Raw genomic sequence first — 22,471 nt, forward strand, 5'->3', positions numbered from 1 at the left:
GGCGGCACCACGATCCCTACCGTCGTGCTCCGGGGCTGGCCGCCGGACTCAGCTCCGGCTCCACCGCTGGTTGGCGGCGCCGTTGCAGTCCCAGATCTGGACGCGCGTGCCGTTGGCGGTTCCGTTGCTGACCAGGTCGAGGCACCGACCGGAACCGACTCCGGTGATCGAGCCGTCGGAGTTGAACCGCCACCGCTGGTTGGACTGGCCGTTGCAGTCCCAGATGATCACCGAGCTGCCGTTCGCCGTGGCGGCGCCGTTGACGTCGAGGCACTTGCCGCCGAACACCCGCAACTCCTGCGCGGCCGTCGAGGTCCAGCTCTGGTTGTTCTGACCGTGGCAGTCCCAGATGATCGCCGTCGCGCCGTTGGCCTGCGAGCCGCCGTTGACGTCCAGGCAGCGCCCGGAGGCCGTGTTGCGTACCGCCGACGTGCTGCTCGGCGGCGGCGTGGTCGGGTTGCCGGTGGGCGACACGGTCGGGCTCGGGCTCGGCGTCGGATCGGTGCTGCCGAACTGGGTGAAGAACCTCCACACCTCGCCCTTGGTCCAGGTCCGCGCTCCGCTGTCCCCGCCGCCGTCCACCGGCCCGGGGGTGTGCCCGCCGTCGAAGGCCGCCCACACCACGGGATAGCCGGCCCGGCAGCCGGAGTAGGTGGTGGTGATGTGGGTCAGGCTGCCCGCTCTCGGTTCGGGAGGACTCTGTGCGGTGCACCCGTTGTTCCGGACGAACGTGTCGCGCAGGGACCGCCCGGCGGAGACGTTGAGGACCGGGTCCCCGATGCCGTGGATTCCCATGTACGCGATCGGCTGGGTGCCGCCGCCGCAACCGCTGAGCTGCCCGCCCGAGTAGACCGCGACGGCGCGGAAGACGCCGGCACGGGAACAGGCCAGCGAATAGCTCATGCCTCCGCCGTAGCTGAAGCCGAGCGCGAAGAGTTGCGTCGTGTCGACGCAGAGGTCGGCCTCGATCAGGCTGATCATGTTGTCGACGAAGGTGACGTCCTGGCCGCCCGGGTTGGCCCAACCGTTGCCGTTCCCCTGGGGGGCCACGAAGATCGTGCTGTTGTTCGCCTGCGAGCGCAGGCCGTAGTAGGACCAGGCAGCCCCGTCCGACCCGCCGCCGTCGACGTCGTTCATGGTGCCGCCGTTCCAGTGGAATCCGAAGATCAGCCGGTACGGGTGGTTCCGGTCGTAGTTGTCGGGAATCCGCAGGATGAAACTACGGTTCTGGCCGCTGCTCTGGATGGACCGCTGACCGCTGGTCAACGTGGGTGCCTTGCCGCACCCGGCGGTGGCTGCGGCCGCCGTGACGTTCGCGGCCGACGCGGTGGTGCTCGCACCGCCGGTCACTATCGCCGCCCCCACTGTCGCGACGACGAGCGCCGCCGTCGCAAGGAAACCAAGGATGGGTCTACGTCTTGTCATGATGGGCTCCGCCAATCGGCACGAAGTGAAGGTGAAGGGATCCACGGCGGCGACGACACGCCACCGCTCACCGCCGCCGACGCCGCTCGGCGCGGACAAGCACCCCCGACGCGGTGTGCCCACGGCGGCCGGTCGGCTCGTCGCCACGGGTTCTCCACCGCTGGCCTCGCCGCCCAAGCGGGACCAGAGGGTCGTCGAATCGTCGGTGGCCCACGCCGTACGCCCGAACGCCACGCGGCCGACCGTCGGACGGTGCCGGAGCGCCGGTCCACGGCCGAATCGATTCGGCCCCGACGCTAGATCTGACAGTGAAATATGTCAATGCTGTGTCGAGTGGGTTGCGGCGCGACGCGAGGGCCCGGCGCTAGGACGCTGCCCGTACCCCGGTGAGGGCCTTGGTGATGCGCAGCAGCACCCGGTCCGGCGTCCCGGCGACGAAGGCGGCCGTGTCGGAGAGCGCGGCGATCAGCGGCAGCCCTCGGCCGCCGATGGTGAGCGGCGCCGGGAGGTCGGCGTGGAGCTTGGCGGCGTCCGGCGTGCGGCCCCGGTTGCCGACCTCGATCAGGCACACGTCGTCGTCGATGCTGATGGCGATGTCGACGGTGCTGTCGGGATCGCCATGGATCACCGCGTTGGAACACGCCTCGCTGACCACCACGGCCAGGTTGGCGCGGATGTCGTCGCCGACGTCTGTCAAGCTCAGCAGGGTCGCGAGTATCTGCCGGGCGCGGGCCACCGTCGACGCCTGGCGGGGGAGTGACAGTGTCATGCCCACCCGCATCGCGTAGCTCCTTTCCCGGGCCCGGCGTCGCGAACCCGGACCACCCTGTCATACCCAGGGGCAGGCGCTCTGATACCCGGTGCCTCCGCGACGAGTGGGGGACCCCCAGGTAAGGCGGTGGGTACCGGTTTCTGGCACGGTGGAGGCGAACACCGATCAGGCGCCGCGGAGCGGGCCGGCGTAGCGCACGGGAGGGGGACAGGTGGAATTCGCGTTGGCAACCCGGCGAGGGCACGTCGGCACGGTGGTAAAGGTCGTCGGCGATCTGGACATGAGCACCACACCACGACTACGGGACGGGCTGCTCGAGGTGGTGGAGAGCGGCGCCCGGGTGGTGGTGGTCGACCTCACCGACGTCGGGTTCATGGATTCCAGCGGCCTGGGCGCACTCGTGGTCGCCTACAAGGAGATGCGGGCGCGGGACGGCTGGCTCGGTCTGGCTGGCGTCCGTCCGGCGGTCCGCAAGGTGCTCTCGATCACGTCGGTGGACCGGGTCATCGAATCCTTCGACACCGTGCAGGACGCCGAGGAGGCGTCCCCGCCGGCGTCCTGAGCGTCGTTCAGGAGGCGCTGACGCGGGCGGTGTCAGCGCCGGCGGCGCTGCGGCGAGGCCCGTGGCCGTCGTACCAGTCGATGATGAGCAGGGTCGCGTCGTCGGCCAGCACCGGCCCGGCGGCCGCCAGCACGGCGTCGGACAGCGCCCGGACCGCCTCGCGCGGGTGCAGGTGGGCGATCTCGCGCAGCGCCCCGGCCAGGTCCAGGTCGGCGGCGTTGCGTTCCCGCACCCCGTCGGTGACGATCACCAACCGGTCGCCGGGGAGTAGGGAGATCTCCCCGGCGCGGTAGGGCTCCTCGGGGAACATGCCCAGCGGGAAGTTACTGGGCAGCTCCACCGGCACGACCCGGTCGCCACGGACCAGCACCGGCGGAACGTGCCCGGCGTTGAGCAGTTCGCAGCGGCCGCTGGGCAGGTCCATCCGGCCGAGCACGGCGGTCACGTACGCGCCGGGCACGTTGGCGTGCTCCGCGATGGCCCGGCTGGCCTGGTCGGCCTGCACGACGAGGCCGTCGCCGCGGCGGCGGGTGTTGCGCAGGCTGCCCACTCCGAGAGTGGCGGTCAGCGCGCTGGCCACGCCGTGCCCCATCGCGTCGGTGACGCTGATGTGCAGCAGGTCCCGGGCCAAGCTGTAGTCGAAGGTGTCCCCACCGACGCTGGCCGCCGGTTCGAGCCATCCGGACAGCGCGAAGGCGCCGGCCTCGCAGGTGAACGCGGCGGGCAGCAGCCGGCGCTGGATCTCCGCGGAGAGGGTGAACGGGGTGCTGCGCTGGCCCCACTCGAACAGGTCGGTGTGCCGGCGGTTGGCGATGACCACGAACGCCAGCGCGTGCGCGGTGCGGGTGACCTGCGCGACCACCGAGTCGTCCGGCTCGTGGGGAAGTTCTATCTCCAGCAGGCCGATCGCCTCGCCGCGTTCGGTGACCGGCGCCAGCACGGTCCACCGGCCATCCCCGGGGATAACCCGGGTGCTCTGCTGACGGAGGACCTGCTCGTAGGGGCCGCCGTCGAACGGCAGGACTTGAGCGGCCTCCTCGTCCTGGCGACGGCCCGAGCCGTCGGGGGTCGGTTGGTGAGTCAACCGGACCAGTGCTCGGCCGCTGAGGTCGGCGATCAGCAGCGAGACACTGGACGCGTGCAGCGCCTGGGCGATGGTGCCGGTGACGGCCTCGACGGCCTCCACGGGGGCGGCGTCCTCGGCCGCCTGCAACACCCCGGTCAGCACCGCCTGCTCGCTGTCCTTCACCCGTCGAGCATAAGCAATCGCTTCCGAGGCCGGGTTTTCGAGCGGCGGCGTCGGTTCGGAACGGGCTCGGCGCGACTCGCGACGCTCCGACACCGCCACTGGATGTGGTCGCGCAACTACTTCTCCGGCCGGTGCAACTTCCTGGTGCCGGGTTTCCGTTCTACCTCCGTCATGAGGAGGCAGCCGACGTGAACGCCGAAGACGAGCAGGCATTCCGCGAGTTCGTGACGTCGGAGATGGCGTCGCTGCGCAAGCTGGCGTACGTGACCTGCGGTGACTGGCACACGGCAGAGGACGCCGTCGCCAACGCGCTGGTCAAGCTCTACCCGCGGTGGCGGAAGCTGGATCGACCCGATCTGTACGTCAAGACCATGGTCTACCGGGCCGCGATCGACGAGACCCGTCGCCCCTGGCGGCGTGAGCGGCCGGTCGGTGACGCCATGCCGGACGTGGTGGTGCGGGACTCGACCGGTGCGACCGACGAACGACTGCGTCTGCGGGTGGCACTCGACGCCGTGCCGGCCCGGCAGCGGGCCGCGGTCGTGCTCCGGCACTACCTGGGTCTGAGCCTGGAGGACACGGCCGGTGTCCTCGACTGCACGGTCGGCGCGGCCAAGAGTCAGGCCTCCCGTGGCCTGGCGAAACTGCGCGAGTCACTCGGCGGCGAACGCGTCAGTCCCACCGGGAAGCCGATCAAGGAGTGGACCAGTGCAGCTGCGTGATCTCGTGGACACCGTCACGGGCGACGAGCCCCCGATGGCCCGTACCGTCGACGACATCATCGCGTTGGGGCGGCGGGCCGAGCGGCGTCGTCGCGCCGGGTTCGCGTCGGCCGGCGCGGCCGGTCTCGTCGCGGTCGCGGTCGCCGGTGTGCTCGTGCTGCCCACCCTGAGCGCCGGGCGGAACACCACGCCGGCCCCGGCCGGCGCGGCGACGTCCGCGCCCGGCCTGGCCGCGTGGCCCGATCCCGAGCCGTTCCACTTCACCTTCACCGGGTACGACGCCGGCACGCTGCACGTACAGGCTCCGATCGTCGCCTCCACCGCGTACCAGATCGCCTCCGTCTACTCCGACGGACACGACTCGAACGACAGGCCCGTGAGCGCAGAGGAGGCCGAGGCCCCGGGCGTCGGCACCGAGATGCACGGAAAGGGAGCGGCGACCGGCGGGAAGCCGAGCCTGTGGGCGTACCTGACCGTCTACCGACCGGGCGCCTTCGACCCCACCGGAATCAGGGGCGGCACGAGCGTCACCGTGGCGGGGCGTAAGGCCCTGCGGGCGACGTTGCCGGTCGGCCTCGACCCGCGCAACGAGCCGGACGCGGGCAACAAGCTGTTCGCTTGGGAGTACACCGACAACGCCTGGGCCGCTGTCACGTCGGTCTCCTCCGACGAGGCCACCCCGAGCTTCGAGGACCTGAGCGGCCTCGTCGAAGGGCTGAAGCCCAGCACGCCGAAGCCGGCCCTGGTGCCGTTCACGGTCGGCTACGTGCCGGCCGGCTACACGCCGCTGCAGATCGGCTCGCACGCAATGCCCGGCCTGAGCGGCATCGCGGCGGCTCGCGCCGGCGACTACGGAGGCGCGACGTACACCAAGCCGGCAGCGCCCACCTCGGGTCTGAGCGCGCCCTACGACTCCACCGAGGACGGCATCGCGGACGGGTTCCACATCTTCATCACGCCGAACACCAGCTCGAACCAGTCGTCCGAGCCCGGGGCCACCAGGTGCCACAAGGCGTCCGACGGAGGCGACCGGAACGCTGACGGCGGCTTCTGCAACATCTGGAACGCCGACGGCACGGTCGTCCTTCAGATCAGCTCCGTGGGTCGCGGCAACCGGCTGCCCCAGGCCGAGCTGGAGAAGATCGCCAGGGGGATCACGGTGGCCGACGTCAGGAACGAGTCGACCTGGACGCCCGCCGCCAAGGCGCTGCGGCCGTAGCGAGGGTTCCGCTGTGCCCCGGCGGTGATCGCACGTACGGGTGCGGTCGCCGCCGGGATCGGCTACAGGAGTTCGCTGCGGTACGTCGGCGCCAGGTCGATGGCCCGCTGGCGCCGCTCCGCGAGCTGGTCCTGCGACAGGTGCGGCGGCGGCGCGTCCCAGCCCGCGACGACGTCGCCGACGCGCGTGAAGTACTCGTCCTGACCGGCCGGCGTGCACATGCACAGCATGCGGGCCGGCGCGCCGGAGACGTTGCGGAAGTTGTGCGGGGCGTTGGCCGGGATGTTGACGGTGGACCCCGCCCCAGCCGCGTGCTTCTCGCCCCGGAAGGTGAACTCGATCTCGCCCTCCAGGACCGTGAACATCTCCTCGAAGTCGTGCCGGTGCGGCGGCGGGCCACCACCGTCCGGCACGCGCATCTCGATCAGGCAGTAGGCCCCGCTGGTCTGCTCACCGGTGATCAGCATGGCGTACGTGTTGCCCGCCAGCGAGATGAACGTCGTGCCGGGATCGTCGGGGCTCGCCACGGTCAGCGAGCGCGTCGGATCGTCGTCGGGAATCATCGCGGTCCTTCCGGTCGATGGTGGAATCAGGCGTCGAGTACGTCAACGACGATTCTGCCGCTGGGCAGCGTGCCCCCCGTCGCATCGGCGTGCAGGGCCGGCAACTCGGCCAGCGGCACCCGTCGGGCGATGCCGTGCTGGCGGGCCGTCTCCGGTCGTACCGAAAGTTCCGCGCATCTTGGCAGCGGCCCGCCCCTCCGCTACCTTCATGGGAACGCTCCCATGAACTTAGATACATCAATGTGATCAGGAGGAAACACGACGTGGCTATCCTCTCCCTCCGGCGTCGCAGATCGACGGCCATCAGCGTGGCGGCGGTGGCGGGCGCCACTGCCGCTGGCGTCTGCCTCGCCGTCAGCGGCGCGTCGGCCGGCACGATCTCCGGATCGCTCTATCGCGACCCGAGTTCGGCGGTGGTCCGCTGGGTCGCCGCCAACCCCGGCGACTCGCGTGCCGCAGTCATCCGCGACAAGATCGCGAGTCAGCCGCAGGCCCGCTGGTTCGCCAACTTCAACATCTCGACCGCGCAGTCCGAGGCCGCCGCGTACGTCGGCGCCGCCAACGCGGCCCAGCAGATCCCGGTGCTCGCGGTCTACCAGATTCCCAACCGGGACTGTGGCGGGGCGAGCGCCGGTGGTGCGCCAGACCTCAACCAGTACCAGACGTGGGTGTCCAACTTCTCCCGCGGACTGGGCAACCAGACGCTCATCATCATCCTGGAGACCGACTCGCTCGCCCTGCTGACGTGCCTGAACAGCAGTGAGATCAACGCCCGCAGCCAGGCGATCTCGACGGCCACCCGCACCATCAAGTCGGCCAACCCCAACGCCAAGGTCTACCTCGACGCCGGCCACTCCACCTGGAACAGCGCGGGTGAGACGGCCAACCGGCTCCGGGCGGCCGGCGTGCAGTACGCCGACGGCTTCTTCAGCAACGTGTCGAACTACAACCCGACCTCCAGCGAGGCGAACTTCGGCCGGGCGGTCATCTCCTCCCTCAACGGCATGGGCATCTCGGGCAAGCGCCAGGTGATCGACACCAGCCGCAACGGCGGTGCCAGCGGAGACTGGTGCGGCGACGACAACACCGACCGGCGCATCGGGATGTACCCGACGACGAACACCGGCGACAGCAACATCGACGCGTACCTCTGGGTCAAGCCTCCGGGCGAGGCGGACGGCTGCCGCTACACGGCCGGTTCGTTCCAGCCCGACCTGGCCTACAGCCTGGCCAACGGTGTGCCCAACCCGCCCACCACGGCCCCGCCGACGACCCCGCCGCCGACGTCGGCCCCGCCGACCACGCCGCCCCCCACGACGCCGCCCCCGACCACCCCGCCCCCCACGACGCCGCCGCCGACCACCCCGCCGCCGACCGGTAACGGCTGCTCCGCGTCGGTGGCCGTCAACCAGTGGTCCGGCGGCTTCACCGCCAGCGTGACCGTCACCGCCGGCTCCACCGAGATCAACGGTTGGACCGTGACCGTCACACTGCCCAGCGGCGCTGCGGTCACCGGCGTCTGGAACGCCCAGGCCAGCGGCACCAGCGGCACCGTCCGGTACACCAACGTGGGCTACAACGGACGCGTCGGCGCCGGGCAGTCGACCAACTTCGGCTTCCAGGGCACCGGCACCGGTCCGGGCGCGACGGCGAGCTGCGCCGCCTCCTGACCACGACCCGTGTCACGGCCCGGCGCGGAGGACCAACCTCCGCGCCGGGCCGGCACCATCCGGGGGTACGGGCCGGACCGGCCAGCATCCGTAGGCGGCCCCGGCCCGCGGCGACTCAGGCGTGAGCCGCGGATTCTCCGATCGGTCGCAGGTCGGGATCACGACGGCTGGGTCCGGTCGCTCTCCCTCTCCTACGGGACATTTCGTGGCCGGCGAGCAACACCAGCGCCGCAGCCGTCAGCAGTCCACCGAACAACGGAACGACGCGTACCCCGGCGGTCGCCAGCAGGCCCGCGCCGATGAACGAGCCGGCGGCGAGGCCGACGTTGAACGCGACGCTGAGGCTGGCCGACGCGATGTCGGTGGTCGACGGGGCGACCTGCATGATGCGGTGCTGGATTCCCGCGATCAGCGAGCTGAACGACATCCCGGCCACGGCGAGCAACGGGATCGTCGACACCTTGCTCGCGCCGACCCCGTAGAGGCCGAGCATCGCGGCGGTGATGAGCCCGAGCAGGCCCAGCACGACACCGAGCGGAAACCGGTCCAGGACCCGGCCGACAGCCCAGGTGCCGACGACGCCGAACGAGCCCTGGACGAAGAGCAACATGCCGAGGGACGCCGCGGCGAACCCGCTCACGTCGAGGAGGAAGACGGTCATGTACGTGAACGCGCCCATGGCGCCCGTGACCGCGAGAATGGTGGCGGCGAGGAGCACCGCGAAGCGGTGTCGGTCCGGCATCGACCCGATGTCCCCCGCACTGTGTCGCGGTGTGGCATTCGGCAGGAGCAGGGCGAGCACAAGGCAGCTGGCGAAGCCGAAAACGGCCATCGCGACGAAGGGGGCCCGCCAGCCGTACTGCCCGCCCAGCCAGGTGCCCAGCGGTACGCCGAGGACCGGCCCGAGCGCGTTGCCGATCGAGAGCCGGGCCACGATCCGGCCTCGGATGTTCGCGGGGAACATCGCAATCGCTACCGGAAAGACCACCGCCCAGAAGACACCGTTGGTGGTGGCGGCCACCAGCCGTGCGGCGAGCAGCACCCCGTAGGAGTTCGCGAGGGCCGACACCGTCGTCGCGGCGGCGAACACGCCCAGGGTGCCGACGAGTAGCGGGCGTCGTGGCACTCGTCGAGTGACCCGGGTCAGCGGGAGCGCCACGACCATGACCACCACGGCGTACCCGGTCACCAGCAGGCCGGCCTCGGACCTGGAGCGTCCCAGGTCTGGCGCGATAAGCGTGAGCAACCCGATCGGCAGCACCTCGGTGGTGACGTAACAGAAAGTGGCGGCGGACAACGCGGCGAGGGCATAGGCCGCGCGTCGAGGGTGCGCCATCGGCTACCTCCCCATTGCTGCGTGATTCCAGCTAATACTGTTTGAACGGTAGCACGAATCCATCGATACTTCTCTCCGCCAGACTTGACGGACCCGAGCCGTCGAAGGTACAACCGTCTTCGACGGCTTCGGTGGTAGCCTCGTCCGCATGCCACTCGATGTGTCCGAACTGCCGTTGGTCGGCGGGCATCCGGTGCTGGATCTGGTCAACACCCTTGAGCGCGGGGGCGGTTCGTCGCCCCACGACCACCTGTCCGACAGCTCCGACCTGCTGCGCTGGTCGGTCCGGGTGGGCGTGCTCAGCGACGGGGAGGCCGACCAGGTCGACCGGGCGTGGCACGACGAGCCGGCAGCAGCGCACGCGGGGCTCGTCGCCGTACGGGACATCCGCGAAGGGCTGCATCTCGTGATGCTTTCGCTGATCACCGACGCGGACGGTGGCACGGCAGGCGATCCCGTCGAGGCCGGTGCCGCTCTGGTCGCACTGCACGAGCGCTGGGCCGGCGCTGCCGCCCGCGCACGACTCGTGCTCGACCCGTCGGGGGTACGGCTGGCCTACGGCACGGTGCCAGCCATGGTGGTGCCCGACCGGATCGCCGAGGCCGCCCTCGACCTCATGTTGACGGCCGACCTGACCCGGGTGCACCGCTGCCCCGTACGCGAAGGTGGCTGTGGCTGGCTGTTTCTGGATCAGAGCCGCAACGGCTCCCGTCGCTGGTGCCGCATGGCTGACTGCGGCAATACGGTGAAGGCGCGACGGCTCACCGAGCGCCGCCGCGCGGGCCGACCCCCGCGCTCGTAGGCATCCGATCGGCATCCGCCCTGTCGGAACGGTCCGGTGTTCCGCTGCGGCTTCGTCGCGGCGCGGCCTGGAAGCCCGACCGTTCCCGTCACCGGGTCCGGTTGGTTGTCGCGGGACGCCACGCCAGCCAGCCGCGGCACAGCACGTAGGCCGTCGCGACGACGGCGACGAGTCCGAAGTCGATGATGGCCGACAGGCGTGCCTCGGGGACGTCTCCGATCAGCGCCCCGAACACCACGAGAGCGGCCTTGCCGACGAGGACGATCTCCCCGACGCCGGCGGCTTGACGTGGCCTGATCGTGAGCAGGGCGAAGAGCGCGGCGAATGTTCGGTGCCGTCTGGGATGCCGGGCAGGCCCTTGAGCGGTCTCCGGCCATGACGGACGAGCTGGCGGTTCTCGGCATGGGAGCCTTCGAGATTTTCCGGCGTACGCTCGCCGACTGTGTCGCGGCGGGACGCTCGACCAGCGTGGACCCCTTCGCCGACGCGACGGCGCTCTGGGTCGGGTTGCACGGGTTCGCTCAGCTCCGGGTGGCGGCGCCGTTGTTTCCGTGGCCACCCGGGCTGCGCGACTCCGTCATCGACCGGCTGGCGCTGCTGCGCTGACGGCGAGGCTGGACGGGCCTCTTCCGGCGCGAGTCAGGCCGCGCCCCGGTCGACCAGGCTGAACGTGGTGTCGAGCGGGGCGTCGCCGAGGTGCTCGACGTAGATCGCCTTCTTGGTCGGGCTCCACTGCACCACGCCGTACTCGTCGCTGACGATGGCGTAGGACGTGCGTCCCTTGTCGTCCTTGCCCTCACGGGATATGGCGAAAACCGTTGCCGCGGTCGCGTAACACTCGGCGCCCACCAGCGACGCGTACCCCTGGGAATCGATCTTGACGCCGAGGCACGGTCGGTGGGCGATGTCCGGGTTCATCGATTTGATCATGAAATCGACGCCGACCGGTTCGAGCACGAAGACCGCGTCCTTGCCGGTTCCGTCACCGACCTCGAGCTCGCCGTGGAACGGCAGCTTCAGGTCTCGGTCGATCTCCACCGCGTGCAGCAGGATTCGCCGCTGACCGGTCAGTATGGCCTGGGTCGGGTCCGTGCTCTTCGACGGTGACACCGACGGCTTGCCCGATGCGACCGTGGACGGGGTGGCGGCCGGCGCGCTCGTTCCCGGGCCGCCAGCCGCCGTCGAGCCGGCTCGATCCGGTTTGGAACCTCCACGCAGTAGTCGCGGACCGACCAGGAAGGCGGACACCACCACCGCGATCACCGCGGCGGACGCCCCCAGCGCGGTGAGCCAGCCACGCCGGTGCCAACCGGCGCGACCGGTCGTGGACACACTCGGCGGTGGCGACTGCCGGCCCTGGTCATCACCACCGGAAGCGCGCAGGACGCTCGCCGCCGGCATCGCGTCCGGGCGTTGCGCCGGCCCGCCAGCACCTTCCGGACGCTCCGCGGTCAACAGTCCGTCGAGCAACTCCCGGGCGGTGGGCCGAGCAGCGGGGTCCTTCTCCAACGCCCGGGAGACCAACTCCCGCAACGGCCCACCGAGCCCGGCCAGATCCGGGGGCTGAGTGAGAATCCGCATCGCGGTGGCCGTAGCGGAGTCGCCCCCGAACGGGTTGCGGCCGGTCGCGGCGTGGGCGACCACGGCACCCCAGGCGAAGATGTCCGCAGCGGGGCCCACCGGGCGGCCGGACGCCGTGTCGAACCGCTCCGGAGCCATGTACGAGACGGTCCCGACCATCTGGTTGGTCCGGGTGTGCTGGCTCGTCGCCTCGAACGCTCGGGCGATACCGAAGTCGATGACCTTGATCCCGCCCGGCGCCACCAGGACGTTCGCCGGCTTCAGGTCCCGGTGGATGACCCCGGCGCCATGGATGGCCGTGAGCGCGGTAGCCACACCGACCGCGATGCTGTGCAGCTGCGCCGCCCCCAGCGGCCCCTGCTCCCGGATCACCTGCGCCAGACTGGGGCCCTCGACGTACTCGACCACCAGGTACGGCGGGTGATGGTCCGGGTCGGCGTCCAGGACCTCGGCGGTGCAGAACGGTGGGACCTGGCGCGCGCGGTTCACCTCGCTACGGAACCGACCCCGGAACTCCTCGTCGTGCGAGAGTTCCGGACGGACGACCTTGACCGCCACCCGCCGTCCCTGCGGCGAGCGGGCCAGGAAGACAGTGCCCATGCCACCGTCACCGAGCCGGCCCAGCACGTCGTACGCGCCCAGGCGGACCGGGTCACCGGGACGCAGCCCGTCGTTCACGCCGGACGTCCGCAGGCCGCGACCACCACGGGAACCGTTCCGCCTATCACCCGTTCCCCTTAGGTCAGTCGGACGCCGCCCGCAGCCTATCGTCCGCCCACCCAACGTCGTCGATGCCGCCTGGACCCGGGTGCTCGGGTGGGCGAGCCGCGGTAGGCGTCTCCGATGCGCTGCCGGCGGCTGCATCAGCCGATGCCGTCGACCGCGGCCCGGAGCGCGTTCGGGTTGGTGACGTCCCCGACGTAGTTCTCGAAATCCACAGTCGCGCGGTAACTCGTCGGACTTCCGGTGTTCAGTCCCGATCGGGGAACAACTTCCCGTGCGGGAAAGTGTGGGCTGCATTTTCGGCGGTAGTTCCCAATGGGCGAGCTGCTTAAACGTGCCATTCTCAATTATTTCTTGGGCTCATTGGTCGCGCTCGGCTGAAGTGGAAATGAAGTGTTCGTCAATTCGCGCGCATCAAACTAATAGGCATCCGTAGGGCGGTCATTCGAAGGGATGTCAGGGTGGAAGAAGTGACCTCGTCGAAAATCTCTCGGCGTAGCCTGTTCGCGGTGGCCGGCGCAGGTGCCGCGCTGGCCACTGTGGCCGGCTGCGAGGCCGCGAAGAGCGGCGCCGCTCCGGCCGCGCCGAGCACGCCGGCATCCCGACCGAACCCGGACGGCGTCGCGCTCGGCCTGCGCCTGCAGGGCATCCAGCACTTCGGCTTGACGGTCGACAACATGGAGCGTGCGTTCGAGTTCTACACCGAGGTGCTCGGCGGCACCGAGGTGATGCGGGACGGCGACTTCCAGGGGCAGGCGATCCACAACACGATCCTCACCGACCAGGAGATTCTCGCCGCCGAACAGAAGGTCGATCCGAAATCGATCGGGGTTCCGGACCTGGCCGGTGGACAACAGCGTCTCGACGTACGGTTCGTGCAGTTCGACAACGTGGTGATCGAACTCCTGCAGTACCGCGACGCGAACCAGCCGCAGGGCACCGGCCGGAGTTTCGCGGAGCCGCGCGACCGGATGAGCCCGGCCTACCCGCGTTCCATGCACATCTGCTTCCACATCCGCGACGACGTCGACTTCAACAAGTTCATCGCCGACCTGGAGGCCGAGAGCGCCCGACGTGGCATGAGCCAGGTCAAGGCCAACCGGGTCGTGACGGTACGAACCGACGCGGCCCGTCTCGCCGCGCCGGCGAGTTCCAACACCAACAAGATCCGGGAGGGCAAGTCGAACGGCTGGGCCCTGATCTACTGCAAGGGTCCGGAGGGTGAGCAGTTGGAGTTCGTCCAGGCGCTCGACCCCGTGAAGCAGGTGTTCGCTCAGGCGAAGGAGCGGCACCTCGCCAAGATGAACGGCTGACGGCCGGGTGCCGCCGGGTCCGGTCGCAGCGATCAGCTCCCGGACCCGGCGTGCTCCTGGACTGGGCGGACAGGGGTGCGGGAGGCGCGGGTACGCGAGGGCCACTCCCTGCCACCCAGGGGAACCCCAAGGTCGCTAGACTTGGCCCTCGCGCCCCCGTAGCTCAGGGGATAGAGCATCGGTTTCCTAAACCGTGTGTCGCAGGTTCGAATCCTGCCGGGGGCACCAGGTCAGAGCCTTGATCACCGATCATTTCTCGTCTGTGCGTGGCTTCCGTGCCCGATCGTCCCCGTCCGACCTTGTCCAGGTGAGCGGCCAGCTCCGCATTGCGGGAATCGATCGCGCGGGCGTAATAGCGGGCAGTGACACCGGCCTACTGCAGCGCCCCCGGCACCGCCGCCTGAACGCTCCGTGAACGCTCACGCCGTCACCCTCGTCCTCGGCGACCTTGACGTGACGGAGGCGGAGGAGGGCGAGGGCGCCTCGACGATCACCAGTGGTAGGCCACGTTCACGATCAGCGCGGCCAGCACCGTGACGAAGAAGACCGTCCATCCGACGAGCTTGCGTGACCCCACGCGCAGGTGTGCGATCAGCGCCCCGACGAAGTACAACACCAGTCCCGCTGCCGCGAGTGTCCCCAGCAGCGGTACGGCGAATCCGGCCAGCAGTCCCACCGATCCGGCCGCCAGCAGCGTGCCCAGCACGGGCAGCCAGGAGTGTGGCACCCGCTTCATGTCGGCCTGGGCCTTCGGGTAGTCGTGGCCGATCAGGTAGGTGACTGCGGCGATGGCGGTGAACACCGAGGCGATGATGGTGACTGTCACGTATGTGGCGAACATGGACCCTCCCTGTGGTTGTCACCTCAGGGACGGGGCAGCGCCGCGAAACGTTACGCGTGCGGAACACCCAGCCGAAGAGGCCAGCCGGAAAAGGGCGGTGCCCTCCGGGTCGTCCCGGAGGGCACCGCGCTGTAGCAGGGGTCAGAGGAACTTGTACATCTCGGCGGAGGCCGCCTCGGTGTCGGCGGCCGGCGGGGCGGTCACGGTGACCTTCTCGCCGAAGCCGCTCATCTTCATGTCGGTGACGAGGTCGCCGACGCTCTTCGTGGCAACCGTGTACGACAGCGCGGTGAGCCGGCCGTCGGCGTCGACGGTCGCCTCGAAGGGGATCGTCTTCGGGTCCTTCGCCAGCTTGGCGGTGGACTCGAGGCCCTCGCGCATGCCGCCGTCGCTGCTGGCGGCCGAGGCGGCCTTGTTCAGGTCGGCGGTGCCGCTGTAGCGGCCGGGGCTCACCTCCTGGGCGGTCACGATGCCGCCGATGATGCCGGTCTGTGCCTTGAGGTCGAACGACTGGCGCAGCGAGCTGGCCGGACGGAGCTTGTTGAGGTCGATCTTCATCCAGGGCTTGTCGCCGTCGAGCTCGTCCGACTTGATGTAGGCGGCGTCGCCGATGAGGCGGGCCTCGATCGGCTCCGGGGCGGTGCCGGTGACGTGGATCGCCTTGGCGGCGGGGTCCACCTTGCCGGTCAGGGTGATCGACTGGGTGCCGGCCTTGACCGAGGCGTCCATGGTGACCGTGCCGGCCAGGCTGCGGTCCATGGCCTGCCGGACGGCGGCGACCGGTTCGAGTTTGGGCGTGGTGGGAGCGGCGGAGGGGCCGGACCCTCCGCTGTCGCCGGACGTGGTGCCGCAGCCGGCCACGAGGACGGCGGCGAGGGCAATCGAAAGGGCAGGGATCAGTCGGCGCATAGACGCGACCCTAACCAACGAGATCCACTCTCGGGGGGACAGCCATCGCCGGGGGTCAGTCTGTCGGCAGTTGTTCGGCGCGGCTGAGCACCCGGTCGACGAGCCCGTACTCCCTGGCCTGTTCGGCGGTGAACCAGCGGTCCCGGTCCCAGTCGCGCTGGATCTCGTCGAGCGTGCGTCCACTGTGCTGGGCGATCAGCTCCTGCATGGTGCGCTTGACGTGCAGCATGTTCTCGGCCTGGATGGTGATGTCCGAGGCGGTGCCGCCCATTCCACCCGACGGCTGGTGCATCATGATCCGGGAGTGCGGCAGCGCGTACCGTTTGCCGGCAGCGCCGGCGCAGAGCAGGAACTGCCCCATCGACCCGGCGAACCCGAGCGCGAGCGTGGCCACGTCGTTGCGGACGTAGCGCATCGTGTCGTAGACCGCCATTCCGGCGCTCACCGAGCCGCCCGGCGAGTTGATGTAGAGGTAGATGTCCCGGTCGGCGTCCTCGGCCGCGAGCAGCAGGATCTGCGCGCAGATCTGGTTGGCCGACTCCTCGGTCACCTCGGTGCCGAGGAAGACGATCCGCTCGCGCAGCAACCGCTCGAACACCTGGTCACCGAAGGTCGGTTGCCCGCCGTCCAGCATCCGTACGCCGTACCCGATCATCTGTCGCCACCCTCCGCCGTGCCGGCGGGCGGCGGGACCGCCCGGTGGACCGGCACCTCCAAGGGTGCGCGCGGCGGCGGTCGCGGACCAGGGATTCTGCCGGCGGCAGATCCGCCCAGGGCAGAACCCCGGCCGACCTACACGAGGGTCAGCTGCCGCCGGCCCGCTCGGGCCCGGCGGCAGGCCAGCATCTTCACGGTACGCGGACCGGGGCGCCCGGCCGGCGCGGAGGCGATCAGCCGGACCCGCAGCCCCGCTCCTCCGACGGTCGACCCGACGGGCGAGGCTGGACCGCCGAGGTGCAGGATCGGCCCGCCGAGTCGCAGCACCGGCCCGGCCGGCTGCCGGACGGGGGCCGGGGCGGCGGCCACGGGTGGTGTCGCCCCACCCGGCTGGAATCCGATCCGGAACGCCGCACCGGTCTCGTTACGTGGCGAGGGCACCCGCTCCAGCCGGGCCAGAGCGGCCCGAGGTGCGGCGGGGATCCGACGCTCGACCCGGCGCAGGTCGTCGCGCGCCGCTTCGAGCAGATCGGAGAGTTGGATGCCGAGCGCCCGGCAGATCGCCGCCAGGATCTCCGACGAGGCTTCTTTGCGCCCGCGCTCGACCTCGGACAGGTAGGGCACGGAGACACCGGCGGCCTCGGCCACCTCGCGCAGCGTTCTGCCCTGGCTCTGGCGCAGCCGGCGCAGCACCCCGCCGATCACTCGTCGCAGCAACGACATGGGGGCCTCACTCTCGCGGTCGTCCCGGTGCAACACCCCCATCATGCCCTCTCTCACCCGTGCCGGTCGTCCCGTCCAGGCGCGCCGGCCACCCCGACGTGCGGTGTACGACGTACCCGCTATGTTGTGGGCGTGCAGGCGACGGCGGCGGAGCAGGTTCGACGGTGATCCATTTTCCCGCGCAGCGCCGGGGCCCACTGAGCGCGCTGAGCCTCCGGCTCGCGGCCGCCCTGGGTCTGGTCTTCGCCGTGGTGGCGGCGGTCTACCTGGACCGGGACGGCTACCGCGACGTCAACGAGGACGGCCTCACCCTGCTCGACTGCTTCTACTACGCGGTCGTCTCGCTCTCCACCACCGGCTACGGGGACATCACCCCGGCCGCGCAGTCGGCCCGGCTGGTCAACGTCCTGTTCGTCACGCCGGCTCGGGTGCTCTTCCTGATCATCCTGGTCGGCACCACCCTGGAAGTTCTGACCGAGCAGTACCGGACCGGCCGTCGCCTGTCGCGGTGGAGGAGAGTCGTGAAGGACCACGTCATCATCTGCGGCTACGGCACCAAGGGTCGCAGCGCGGTCAACGCGCTGTTGGAGAACGGTCTGGACCGGTCGCGGATCGTGGTGGTGGAGCGCAGCAGCGTCGCACTGCGGCAGGCCACGTCGGCCGGGTTGGTGGCGATCGAGGGGTCGGCGACCAGGTCGTCGGTGCTCAACGAGGCGCACGTCAAGAACGCCAAGGCAGTGATCATCGCGACCGACAGCGACGACGCGTCGGTGCTGGTGGCGCTGACCGTCCGGCAGCTCACCGCCGGGCAGGTGCGGATCATCGCGGCGGCGCGGGAGGCGGAGAACGCCCCGCTGCTCAAGCAGAGCGGCGCGCACCACGTGATCGTCTCGTCGGCGACGGCCGGCCGTCTGCTCGGTCTCTCGACCTCGGCGCCGCCGCTGATCGACGTGGTGGAGGATCTGCTCACGCCGGGGCAGGGCATGGCGTTGGCGATGCGCTCGGCGGAGCGGGACGAGGTGGGTCGCTCACCGCGCGAGCTGGACTCACTGGTGATCGCCCTGGTGCGGCGCGGCAAGGTGGTCACCCTGGCCGACAAGGCCGGCGCGGTGATCGAGACCGGCGACATGCTGGTGCATGTCCGGGACGACCGTCCGCAGTCCACGGCCACGGTCTGACGTACGCGCGTCAGCAGGCGCCCGGATCAGGGGCGCTCAGTGCCTCGGTGCAGCTGATCGGTGTCGTGGTGGCGGCCCGCCGTAGCAACTCGTAGAGCGTCTCCCGCTCGGCCGGCTCCAACGCTCCCAACACCTCGTCCTCGGCACCCGCGAGAGCACATTCTGCCTCTTTGAGGCGTTTTGTGCCGCCTTCGGTCAGTTCGACGACGTGCCGTCGCCGGTCCTGGGGTGACCGCCTGCGCTCGACGAGGTCCTTCGCTTCGAGGTCGTTGAGCAGCCCGACGATGTTGGTGCTGTCCATTTCCAGGGTGCTCGCGAGGGCCTGCTGGCTGATGCCGCCGCCCGCCCGCAGCACCGTGAGCGCGACCAGGTGACGCGGTCGCAGCCCCAGTGGCGCCAGCACCGACTCGGCCCGTAGCCGCATCCGCCGCGCCAGGTGGTCCAGCAGGGCACCCGAGCGGTGCTCCGAGGGATCCAGCGGCAGGGCGGACATGTGACCCAGTCTACCGACGCGTCGGAACATCTGCCTGCTATAAATAGTTTGTGCAACACAGACGATCCTTGGAGGAGGAATCATGAACCTGCTGCATATCGATTCGAGTATTCGGGGCGACTGGTCGGTCAGCCGGCAGCTCACCGCCCGGGCCGCCGCCACCTGGCGTGCGGCGCACCCCGACGGCACGGTGACCTACCGCGACCTGGGCGCCGAGCCGCTGCCGCACCTGGACTCCGACGGCGGGCTGGCGCGGATGACGCCGCCGGACCAGCACACCCCGGCCCAGCGCGAGTCCTGGCAGCTCAGCGAGCGCCTGGTCGACGAGGTGAAGCGGGCCGACGTGGTCCTGCTCGGGCTGCCGCTCTACAACTTCGGAGCCCCCAGCAGCGTCAAGTCCTGGGTCGACCACCTGATCGTCGCCGGCCTCAGCTACGACCCGACGACCCAGGAGGGCCTGCTCAGCGGTCGTGAGTTCGTGGTGGTGGCCACCCGGGGTGGCGGCTACGGCGAGGGCACCCCGCGGCACGGCTGGGACCACGCGGAGCAGTGGCTCCCGCACGGCCTCTCGATGACCGGCCTGCAGCCGCGCTTCATCAGCGCGGAGCTGACCCTGGCGCCCACGGTGCCGGCGATGGCCGAGCTGATCCCGCTGCACGAGGCCAGCCTGGCGGCCGCGCAGAAGGAGATCGACAACCTGTGGACGCCGGCCTCGGCCCAGCGCTGAGACGACACCCGTACGACGGAAGCGGCCGCCCCGGTGGGACGGCCGCTTTCGTTCAGGTCGGACAGGTCAGACGATCGTCCAGGTGTCGCCGCTGCCCAGCAGGCCGGCGAGCTGCTGCTCCGGAGTCTCGGTGACCGTGGCCCTGGCCGTCGCCAACTGCTCCTGCACCACGCTGTCGTAGGACGGCCGGTCCACCGAACGGAACACCCCGATCGGGGTGTTCCGCAGGTCCAGGCCGGGCAGCCGGGACAGCGCGAACGCGTACGCCGGGTCGGCCACCGTCGCGTCGTGCACGACGATCTCCTCGGGGCGTACGGAGCTGGTCTCCCGGACCTCCAGGCCGAACGCGCCCGGCGGGTGCACCACGCAGAACCGCCCGTCCGCACCGAAGGTGATCGGCTGGCCGTGCTCCAGGCGAATCAGGTAGTCGTCCCGGGTCGACGGGTCCTTGAGCTGGTCGAACGCCCCGTCGTTGAAGATGTTGCAGTTCTGGTAGATCTCCACGAAGGCGGAGCCCTCGTGCTCGGCGGCGGCCCGCAGCACCGACTGGAGGTGCTTGCGGTCGGAGTCGATGGTCCGGCCGACGAAGCTGGCCTCCGCGCCGAGGGCGAGCGAGAGCGGGTTGAACGGCGCGTCCGCGGAACCGGCCGGCGTCGACTTGGTGACCTTGCCGACCTCGGACGTGGGCGAGTACTGCCCCTTCGTCAACCCGTAGATCCGGTTGTTGAACAGCAGGATCTTGAGGTTGACGTTGCGCCGCAGCGCGTGGATCAGGTGGTTGCCGCCGATGGAGAGCGCGTCGCCGTCGCCGGTGACCACCCAGACCGACAGGTCCGGCCGGGACACCGAGAGGCCGGTCGCGATCGCCGGGGCCCGACCGTGGATCGAGTGCATGCCGTACGTGTTCATGTAGTACGGGAACCGCGACGAGCAGCCGATCCCGGAGACGAACACGGTCCGCTCGCGGGGGATGTTCAGCTCCGGCATGAACTGCTGGATGGCCGCCAGGATGGCGTAGTCACCGCAGCCGGGGCACCAGCGCACCTCCTGGTCGGACTTGAAGTCCTTGGCGGTGAGCTTGAGGGCGACGGGCTCAGACATTCTTCAGGACCTCTTCCAGCGTCGTCTCCAGCTCGGCGGCCGTGAACGGCAGACCGCGGACCTGGTTGTAGCTGATCGCGTCGACCAGGTAGCGGGCCCGGATGACGTGGGCGAGCTGGCCCAGGTTCATCTCCGGGATGACCACCTTGTCGTAGGAGCGCAGCACCTCGCCGAGGTTCGCCGGCATCGGGGCCAGGTGCCGCAGGTGCGCCTGGGCGATGGACAGGCCGCGCTGGCGGACCCCGCGGCAGGCCGCGCCGATCGGCCCGTACGTGGAGCCCCAGCCCAGCACCAGCACCCGGGCGTCGCCGTCCGGGTCCTCCACCTCGATGTCCGGAACGGGGATCGTCTCGATGCGGGCGGCCCGGGTGCGGACCATGAAGTCGTGGTTCGCCGGGTCGTACGAGATGTCGCCGGTCTTGTCGGCCTTCTCCAGGCCGCCGATCCGGTGCTCCAGCCCGGCGGTGCCGGGGATGGCCCACGGACGGGCCAGGGTCTCCGGATCACGCAGATAGGGCAGGAAGGTGGTGCCGTCGTCGCCGTTGGGCTCGGTGGCGAAGTCGACCCGCAGGTCGGGAAGCGACTCCACGTCGGGCAGCAGCCACGGCTCGGAACCGTTGGCGACGTAGTTGTCGGACAGCAGGATCACCGGCGTGCGGTAGGTAAGCGCGATCCGGGCCGCCTCGAGCGCCGCGAAGAAGCAGTCCGACGGTGACCGGGGCGCGATCACCGCGACGGGCGCCTCGCCGTGCCGGCCGTACAGCGCCATGTTCAGGTCGGCCTGCTCGGTCTTGGTCGGCATGCCGGTCGACGGGCCGGCCCGCTGCACGTCCACGATCACCAGGGGCAGCTCCAGCGCCACCGCGAGGGAGATCGTCTCGCTCTTGAGCGCCACACCCGGGCCGCTGGTGGTGGTCACGCCGAGCGACCCGCCGTAGGAGGCGCCCAGCGCCGCGCCCACCGCGGCGATCTCGTCCTCGGCCTGCATGGTCAGCACGCCGAACCGCTTGTGCTTGCTCAGCTCGTGCAGGATGTCCGAAGCCGGCGTGATCGGGTACGCGCCGAGGAAGACCGGCAGCCCGGAGCGGACCCCGGCGGCGACCAGCCCCAGCGACAGCGCCGCGTTGCCGGTGATGTTGCGGTAGGTGCCCGGCTGCATCTTGGCCGGCTTGACCTCGTAGCGGACCGAGAAGTCCTCGGTTGTCTCGCCGAAGTTCCAACCCGCCTTGAACGCGGCGACGTTTGCGGCGACCAGCTCCGGTCGCTTCGCGAACTTGCGCTCCAGGAAGCGCAGGGTCGACTCGTACGGCCGGGAGTACATCCACGAGAGCAGACCGAGGGCGAACATGTTCTTGGACCGCTCGGCGTCCTTCTTGGACACCTGGTGCTCGGCCAGCGCGCCGACCGTCATCGAGGTCAGCGCCACCGGGTGCACCACGTAGCCGGCCAGCGAGTCGTCGTCCAGCGGGCTGCTCTGGTAGCCGACCTTCGCCAGGTTGCGCTTGGTGAACTCGTCGGTGTTGACGATGATGTCCGCGCCGCGCGGCAGATCGGCCAGGTTGGCCTTGAGGGCCGCCGGGTTCATCGCCACGAGCACGTTGGGCGCGTCGCCCGGGGTCAGGATGTCGTAGTCGGCGAAGTGCACCTGGAAGCTCGACACACCCGGCAGCGTCCCGGCGGGGGCCCGGATCTCGGCGGGGAAGTTCGGCAGCGTGGAGATGTCGTTGCCGAGCTGCGCCGTCTCGGAGGTGAACCGGTCGCCGGTCAACTGCATGCCGTCGCCGGAGTCACCGGCGAACCGGATGACCACCCGGTCGAGTTGACGGATCTGCTTGGTCACTGTGCCACCTTCGTTCGCGACTGCGGGCTCGCAAGCGCTGTCGTTCCTCACCGAGAGCCTACGTC

23 protein-coding genes and 1 tRNA gene are annotated in these 22,471 nt (G+C 70.2%); 10 read left to right on the plus strand and 14 right to left on the minus strand.

Annotation, left to right across the window (positions count from 1 at the left end; all coding sequences use genetic code 11):
• Positions 1–48 precede the first annotated feature (48 nt).
• Entirely contained in the window at positions 49–1,425 is a 1,377-nt protein-coding gene (locus tag ABZV06_RS06890; protein ID WP_355619282.1) for a lectin, read from the minus strand.
• 364 nt (positions 1,426–1,789) lie between these two features.
• Positions 1,790–2,206 (minus strand): ATP-binding protein, encoded by a 417-nt coding sequence (locus ABZV06_RS06895; RefSeq protein ID WP_355619284.1) that lies wholly within the window; start codon positions 2,204–2,206, stop codon positions 1,790–1,792.
• 202 nt (positions 2,207–2,408) lie between these two features.
• Between ABZV06_RS06895 and ABZV06_RS06900 the strand changes: the two genes are divergently transcribed.
• Positions 2,409–2,759 (plus strand): STAS domain-containing protein, encoded by a 351-nt coding sequence (locus ABZV06_RS06900; RefSeq protein WP_355619286.1) that lies wholly within the window; start codon positions 2,409–2,411, stop codon positions 2,757–2,759.
• A gap of 7 nt (positions 2,760–2,766) precedes the next feature.
• Here ABZV06_RS06900 and ABZV06_RS06905 read toward each other — a convergent pair whose 3' ends face one another.
• Positions 2,767–4,008 carry a PP2C family protein-serine/threonine phosphatase gene (locus ABZV06_RS06905; RefSeq protein WP_355619288.1) on the minus strand — a complete coding sequence of 414 codons (1,242 nt, stop codon included), beginning with the start codon at positions 4,006–4,008 and terminating at the stop codon, positions 2,767–2,769.
• A 188-nt stretch (positions 4,009–4,196) separates the two neighbouring features.
• On the opposite strand from ABZV06_RS06905, the gene ABZV06_RS06910 reads away from it, so the two are divergent.
• Together ABZV06_RS06910 and ABZV06_RS06915 are read left to right on the plus strand one after the other, a co-directional pair.
• Positions 4,197–4,730 (plus strand): SigE family RNA polymerase sigma factor, encoded by a 534-nt coding sequence (locus ABZV06_RS06910; protein WP_355619291.1) that lies wholly within the window; start codon positions 4,197–4,199, stop codon positions 4,728–4,730.
• A complete protein-coding gene (locus tag ABZV06_RS06915; RefSeq protein ID WP_355619294.1) occupies positions 4,717–5,949 on the plus strand; it encodes a hypothetical protein in 1,233 nt (410 codons plus the stop codon). Before ABZV06_RS06910 ends, ABZV06_RS06915 begins: the two co-directional genes overlap by 14 nt.
• A gap of 62 nt (positions 5,950–6,011) precedes the next feature.
• Here the strand turns inward: ABZV06_RS06915 and ABZV06_RS06920 are convergent, their stop codons facing one another.
• Positions 6,012–6,512, minus strand: a complete 501-nt coding sequence (locus ABZV06_RS06920; protein WP_355619296.1) for a cupin domain-containing protein — start codon at positions 6,510–6,512, stop codon at positions 6,012–6,014.
• 263 nt (positions 6,513–6,775) lie between these two features.
• Here ABZV06_RS06920 and ABZV06_RS06925 point away from each other — a divergent pair, with 263 nt between their 5' ends.
• Positions 6,776–8,182 carry a glycoside hydrolase family 6 protein gene (locus tag ABZV06_RS06925; RefSeq protein ID WP_355234976.1) on the plus strand — a complete coding sequence of 469 codons (1,407 nt, stop codon included), beginning with the start codon at positions 6,776–6,778 and terminating at the stop codon, positions 8,180–8,182.
• 115 nt (positions 8,183–8,297) lie between these two features.
• Here ABZV06_RS06925 and ABZV06_RS06930 read toward each other — a convergent pair whose 3' ends face one another.
• Positions 8,298–9,518 carry an MFS transporter gene (locus tag ABZV06_RS06930; RefSeq protein ID WP_355619299.1) on the minus strand — a complete coding sequence of 407 codons (1,221 nt, stop codon included), beginning with the start codon at positions 9,516–9,518 and terminating at the stop codon, positions 8,298–8,300.
• Positions 9,519–9,666: 148 nt separating this feature from the next.
• On the opposite strand from ABZV06_RS06930, the gene ABZV06_RS06935 reads away from it, so the two are divergent.
• On the plus strand, positions 9,667–10,320 hold the full coding sequence (locus ABZV06_RS06935) for a CGNR zinc finger domain-containing protein (RefSeq protein WP_355619302.1): 654 nt from the start codon (positions 9,667–9,669) through the stop codon (positions 10,318–10,320).
• Positions 10,321–10,408: 88 nt separating this feature from the next.
• Here ABZV06_RS06935 and ABZV06_RS06940 read toward each other — a convergent pair whose 3' ends face one another.
• Positions 10,409–10,558 carry a hypothetical protein gene (locus tag ABZV06_RS06940; protein WP_355619304.1) on the minus strand — a complete coding sequence of 50 codons (150 nt, stop codon included), beginning with the start codon at positions 10,556–10,558 and terminating at the stop codon, positions 10,409–10,411.
• Positions 10,559–10,695: 137 nt separating this feature from the next.
• Between ABZV06_RS06940 and ABZV06_RS06945 the strand changes: the two genes are divergently transcribed.
• Positions 10,696–10,926, plus strand: a complete 231-nt coding sequence (locus tag ABZV06_RS06945; RefSeq protein WP_355234964.1) for a TetR-like C-terminal domain-containing protein — start codon at positions 10,696–10,698, stop codon at positions 10,924–10,926.
• Positions 10,927–10,959: 33 nt separating this feature from the next.
• On the opposite strand, the gene ABZV06_RS06950 is transcribed toward ABZV06_RS06945, so the two are convergent.
• Positions 10,960–12,579 (minus strand): serine/threonine-protein kinase, encoded by a 1,620-nt coding sequence (locus ABZV06_RS06950; RefSeq protein WP_355619307.1) that lies wholly within the window; start codon positions 12,577–12,579, stop codon positions 10,960–10,962.
• 554 nt (positions 12,580–13,133) lie between these two features.
• Here ABZV06_RS06950 and ABZV06_RS06955 point away from each other — a divergent pair.
• Positions 13,134–13,937 carry a VOC family protein gene (locus ABZV06_RS06955; RefSeq protein ID WP_355234959.1) on the plus strand — a complete coding sequence of 268 codons (804 nt, stop codon included), beginning with the start codon at positions 13,134–13,136 and terminating at the stop codon, positions 13,935–13,937.
• Positions 13,938–14,089: 152 nt separating this feature from the next.
• Positions 14,090–14,165, plus strand: a tRNA-Arg gene (locus tag ABZV06_RS06960).
• A 262-nt stretch (positions 14,166–14,427) separates the two neighbouring features.
• Here the strand turns inward: ABZV06_RS06960 and ABZV06_RS06965 are convergent.
• The 4 genes from ABZV06_RS06965 to ABZV06_RS06980 all read right to left on the minus strand — a co-directional run bounded on the left by ABZV06_RS06965 (position 14,428) and on the right by ABZV06_RS06980 (position 17,067).
• On the minus strand, positions 14,428–14,778 hold the full coding sequence (locus ABZV06_RS06965; RefSeq protein WP_355619310.1) for a DoxX family protein: 351 nt from the start codon (positions 14,776–14,778) through the stop codon (positions 14,428–14,430).
• A 141-nt stretch (positions 14,779–14,919) separates the two neighbouring features.
• Positions 14,920–15,687: a hypothetical protein gene (locus ABZV06_RS06970; protein WP_355619313.1), complete on the minus strand. Its 768-nt coding sequence runs from the start codon at positions 15,685–15,687 to the stop codon at positions 14,920–14,922.
• Between the two features lie 55 nt (positions 15,688–15,742).
• Complete coding sequence (locus ABZV06_RS06975; RefSeq protein WP_355619316.1) at positions 15,743–16,342, minus strand: ATP-dependent Clp protease proteolytic subunit; 600 nt, start codon at positions 16,340–16,342, stop codon at positions 15,743–15,745.
• Positions 16,343–16,479: 137 nt separating this feature from the next.
• On the minus strand, positions 16,480–17,067 hold the full coding sequence (locus ABZV06_RS06980) for a helix-turn-helix transcriptional regulator (RefSeq protein WP_355619417.1): 588 nt from the start codon (positions 17,065–17,067) through the stop codon (positions 16,480–16,482).
• A 164-nt stretch (positions 17,068–17,231) separates the two neighbouring features.
• Between ABZV06_RS06980 and ABZV06_RS06985 the strand changes: the two genes are divergently transcribed.
• Positions 17,232–18,245 (plus strand): potassium channel family protein, encoded by a 1,014-nt coding sequence (locus tag ABZV06_RS06985; protein ID WP_355244369.1) that lies wholly within the window; start codon positions 17,232–17,234, stop codon positions 18,243–18,245.
• A 10-nt stretch (positions 18,246–18,255) separates the two neighbouring features.
• Here the strand turns inward: ABZV06_RS06985 and ABZV06_RS06990 are convergent, their stop codons facing one another.
• Positions 18,256–18,738 carry a MarR family winged helix-turn-helix transcriptional regulator gene (locus ABZV06_RS06990; protein WP_355244372.1) on the minus strand — a complete coding sequence of 161 codons (483 nt, stop codon included), beginning with the start codon at positions 18,736–18,738 and terminating at the stop codon, positions 18,256–18,258.
• Positions 18,739–18,820: 82 nt separating this feature from the next.
• On the opposite strand from ABZV06_RS06990, the gene ABZV06_RS06995 reads away from it, so the two are divergent.
• Positions 18,821–19,465 carry an NAD(P)H-dependent oxidoreductase gene (locus ABZV06_RS06995; protein WP_355619319.1) on the plus strand — a complete coding sequence of 215 codons (645 nt, stop codon included), beginning with the start codon at positions 18,821–18,823 and terminating at the stop codon, positions 19,463–19,465.
• Positions 19,466–19,531: 66 nt separating this feature from the next.
• On the opposite strand, the gene ABZV06_RS07000 is transcribed toward ABZV06_RS06995, so the two are convergent.
• Both ABZV06_RS07000 and ABZV06_RS07005 read right to left on the minus strand, forming a co-directional pair.
• The gene (locus ABZV06_RS07000; protein WP_355244378.1) at positions 19,532–20,566 is read right to left on the minus strand and encodes a 2-oxoacid:ferredoxin oxidoreductase subunit beta; all 1,035 of its coding nucleotides are present in this window, start codon (positions 20,564–20,566) and stop codon (positions 19,532–19,534) included.
• On the minus strand, positions 20,559–22,406 hold the full coding sequence (locus ABZV06_RS07005) for a 2-oxoacid:acceptor oxidoreductase subunit alpha (RefSeq protein WP_355244380.1): 1,848 nt from the start codon (positions 22,404–22,406) through the stop codon (positions 20,559–20,561). Before ABZV06_RS07005 ends, ABZV06_RS07000 begins: the two co-directional genes overlap by 8 nt.
• Positions 22,407–22,471 lie beyond the last annotated feature (65 nt).

The sequence above is a fragment of the Micromonospora sp. NPDC005172 genome, from assembly GCF_040608555.1.
In the GTDB taxonomy this organism is placed as follows: Bacteria; Actinomycetota; Actinomycetes; order Mycobacteriales; family Micromonosporaceae; genus Micromonospora.